Source organism: Terriglobus sp. YAF25, assembly GCF_052113305.1.
Lineage (GTDB): Bacteria > Acidobacteriota > Terriglobia > Terriglobales > Acidobacteriaceae > Terriglobus.
The window spans coordinates 1-3,871 of the sequence record NZ_JBFRCY010000445.1; the positions used below are offsets into that span (position 1 = coordinate 1).

The following is a 3,871-nucleotide window of genomic DNA, read 5'->3' on the forward strand; positions in this document are numbered from 1 at the left end:
CCTGAGATTTATCACGCCGTATCAAAGCTGCTGATAGGCTGATACTTCCTATGCCACGTCGAACGAACCCGGCGCCAGTACCTCACCGTTTCTTCAATCGCGACGAAAGCTGGCTTCGCTTTAACTGGCGCGTGCTGGAAGAAGCGCAGGACGAGCGCAATCCATTGCTGGAGCGTGTCAAGTTCCTCGCCATTACGGCAAGCAATCTCGATGAGTTTGTCGAAATTCGAGTCGCCGGCGTACTACAGCGTCTGGAAGATGGATACGTCACCCCGCAGGCTGAAGCAGATGACGGGATGAGCGAGCAGCAGCGCCTCGAAGAGCTCAATCGCCTGATGCATTCCTTTGTCTGCGACCAGTACCGTTGCTGGAATGACCAGCTCCTGCCTGCCTTGCTCAACGCAGGTGTCCGGGTTCTTGAGTGGAGCGAACTGGATGCGGTGGCTCTCGAATACGCAGAACAGTACTACAACGATGAAGTTGATCCTCTTCTGACACCGGTCACCATCGACCCGGCGCATCCCTTCCCGCGAGTCCTGAATAAAGCACTCTGCATCGCGCTGCTTCTTCGGCGTAAGCGCAAGGGAGCTGCTGCCGCTGCACCGATTCTGGGTGTGATTACGGTTCCCCGGTCGTTGCCTCGCTTCGTCAAGCTGCCGTGCACCAGTGGATGCACCGAGTTCATCTTTCTTCATGACCTGATCGAGGCGCAGGCTGAACGCCTCTTCCGCGGCTATGAGGTTCTCGCAAAGACGGCATTTCGAGTCACCCGTAACTCGAACCTTTATCTCCAGGAAGAAGAGACGCGCTCTCTGCTGGAGAGCGTCCGCAGCGAACTGCATAATCGCCGCAAAGGCGATGCCGTTCGTCTGGAAGTGAGCGAAGGTGCAGACCCCGACATCGTCGAACGCCTGCGTGCCAACTTCGAACTGGATGAATGGCAGGTCTTCAAAACCGAAGGGCCGGTAAATCTCTCCCGCTTGATGAATCTCTACTCGGGTGTCGACAAGGATTCGTTGAAGTATCCGCCTTTCCATGGCCGCGAGTACCGGCTCGACCGGAAATCAACCGATCTGTGGGATGAGCTGCGCACGCGAGACATCATGCTGCATCATCCTTTCGATAGCTATAGCGTCGTCGAGGAGTTCATTGAAGCTGCCGCAGCCGATCCTGCCGTCGTGAGCATGAAACAGACGCTCTATCGCACCAGTGCGGACTCACCGATGTTTGCGGCACTGGTCGATGCGTCGCAGCAAAAAGACGTTACCGTTGTCGTAGAGCTAATGGCCCGGTTTGACGAGGCCTCCAATATCCGCTGGGCTCGCACTCTGGAGGACGCCGGCGTACAGGTCTTCCACGGCATCTTCGGCTTGAAGACTCACTGCAAGCTTGCCCTGATGATTCGCCGTGATCCAGACGGTGTGATGCGCCGCTATGCCCATCTGGGCACCGGCAATTACAACCCGGTCACCGCCCGCTTCTATACCGATATCAGCCTGCTGACCGCGAATCCCGAGATCACGCATGCGGTCCATACGGTCTTCAATTATCTGACCGCCGAAGCGGAAGGCGAGCTCTATCGCCCTCTGATGGTGGCGCCACTCACACTCGTTGACGATCTTGAAAAGCTGATCGACCGCGAGATCCAGCACGCTAAAGCAGGCAAACCGGCACATCTGATTGCCAAGATGAACGGCCTTATCGATCGGCGCCTGATCGAAGCCATGTATCGCGCCAGCCAAGCAGGAGTGGAGATCGACCTGATTATCCGCGGCATGTGCGCTCTACGACCAGGTGTACCGGGCCTCAGCGATCATATCCGCGTGCGTTCGATCGTGGGCCGCTTCCTCGAACATAGCCGCATCTTCTGGTTCCTGAACGACGGCGCGGATGAGGCGTACTGCGGCAGCGCGGACTGGATGCCCCGCAATCTCTACGACCGCTGCGAAGTCGTCTTCCCCATCTACGACCAGCAGTTATTGCTTCGCTTACGGGAAGACCTCCTCGGCAGCTATCTGCGCGATGAGGCGAAAGCGAGACTGCTCACCCCGGATGGGCATTACGTACGTCCAGCGCGAACAGACAAGCCATTCGATGCCCAGGCATATCTGATGCAACAGATCGAAGGTGTTGCACCTCAAGGTGTCGCATCACAAGGTGTCGCGCCTCAAATGTCGCAGGCTGAGGCAACCGCACCTCAGCCTGCAAAAAGACGGACCCGTCAGACAAAGAAGACTTAGTTCACGGTCAGTGAAACAGAGGTCGTTTGCGTGATCGATCCGCTGGTTCCTGTCACCGTCACGGTGTAGCTACCAGTCGGCGTTCCAGGCGTGCTCGAAGAGCCACTACTACCGCCACCGCAACCGCTGATAACTCCGGCTACTCCAAGCAACAGTAACACCCCAAGTAGCGGAGCAAAGCGCCGGCGGCGCGGAATCATAACCAGGATCAGCCCGGCAATAGTTACGCCGCTGAACGCGACTGGCCGCCACTGGGAAAAGACACCGGTCTGTGAGGAGCCGCGAACGGTGGTAATCGTCAGTGTCGACGTCGTTCCTGGCGTTACGGAAGACGGCGAGAGCGTGCAGCCAGCGCCCGTCGGTGAGCCGGAGATGCTCCACGACAAGCCGACGGAAGAACTGAATCCATTCACCGCGGCTACAGAGATAGTTGAAGTACCCGAGCTGCCGCGCGACACAGTGAGACCAGCCGGCGATGCACTCAGGCTGAAGCTGGACGTCCCTCCGGTTGCGAGCGTGATCGTGGTAGCTGCTGACGTGGAGCCCAGATAGTTTCCGTCACCGGAATATTGCACCGTGATCGAATTCGATCCTGCGTTTAGTTGACTGGCATTCAGCGTATATGTCGCTGTCGCCGAGTTAAGGCCCGTCGTGGAGGATGAAGCCCCCTTAACAGGGGCCGTAGCAAGCACCGTGCTGCCATTCAGAATGCTGATCGTTCCAGTCTGCAGGATGCTGCCGTAACTCTGCGTCGGTACATTGACGGTCAGCGTCGCAGACTGCCCTGAAGCCAGTGTTGTTGCTGAGGAAGTAAAGGTGGTAGTTGTTGGCGCCTTCGTAACAGTAAAACCACTTGTCCCTGACGTGCTGGCGTTGAAGCTAGCATCACCGCTATACGTTCCACTGAAGCTATACGTAGCGGGGAGAAGGTCAACCGTCTGAATCTCCGCAACGCCTTCGCTATTGAGACCATAGTTCCCGGAACCGTAAGCGGCGCCATTGTTTTTTACAGCGACCGTCCCAGTCGGCACGCCATCGCAAGGAGTCGTCGACGAGCAACTTGCCCCTGCTACCGCGAACTTGATCAGTGCCAGATACTGTCCGTAGAAGACGCTCGATGCCGTTCCCACGGTCCCGTTGGCCGGGTTATAGAACAGTGTCTGTAATGTCGTCTTGCTGTTCTCCGAAGAGACAGTTATCGTGACAGCATTGGAGTCAGACGCAGCGTGAGTTGCGTCGCCACCGTAATGCGCCCTTACCTGATAGGTAGTGCCGCTACTGCCCGGGAAGTTATTGAAGGTTCCGGAATAGCTTCCTCCGCTCAGCGTGCCGCCCCCCACAGAGCCATTCGTTGTGGCGGCGTTGATCGTGACATCACCCGTTGGTGTACCAGTGCCCGAGGTAACGGTTACATTGGCAGTCACAGGTGTTCCATGCGTAATGTTGGTCGGAGATGGAGATAACGATAGCGTCGTGCTGGTCGAGTTATAGCTCACAGAAGACCAGTTATTCGCTAGGTTGGCGGCGTTCACCGATCCCAAGCCAGTCGTCAGGTCATAGCCCACATTCGAACTGAAACCAGAGAGTATTCCATAGCTATTTGCACTGTTGTTGACCGTGCAGTTTGGCGA

2 protein-coding genes are annotated in these 3,871 nt (G+C 57.0%); one reads left to right on the top strand and one right to left on the bottom strand.

Going from position 1 to position 3,871, the window contains the following annotated elements; all coding sequences use genetic code 11:
* Positions 1-50 precede the first annotated feature (50 nt).
* Entirely contained in the window at positions 51-2,240 is a 2,190-nt protein-coding gene (gene ppk1, locus AB4043_RS17585) for a polyphosphate kinase 1 (protein ID WP_442299467.1), read from the top strand.
* Here ppk1 and AB4043_RS17590 read toward each other — a convergent pair.
* Positions 2,237-3,871: Ig-like domain repeat protein (locus AB4043_RS17590; RefSeq protein ID WP_442307651.1), on the bottom strand; the 1,635-nt coding region annotated here is incomplete at its 5' end. The two genes, ppk1 and AB4043_RS17590, sit on opposite strands and share 4 nt — an antisense overlap.

What these genes read in the sequence shown, in the direction of transcription:
- ppk1 (WP_442299467.1), top strand. Translation starts at nt 51, where the DNA reads ATGCCACGTCGAACGAACCCGGCGCCAGTACCTCACCGTTTCTTCAAT.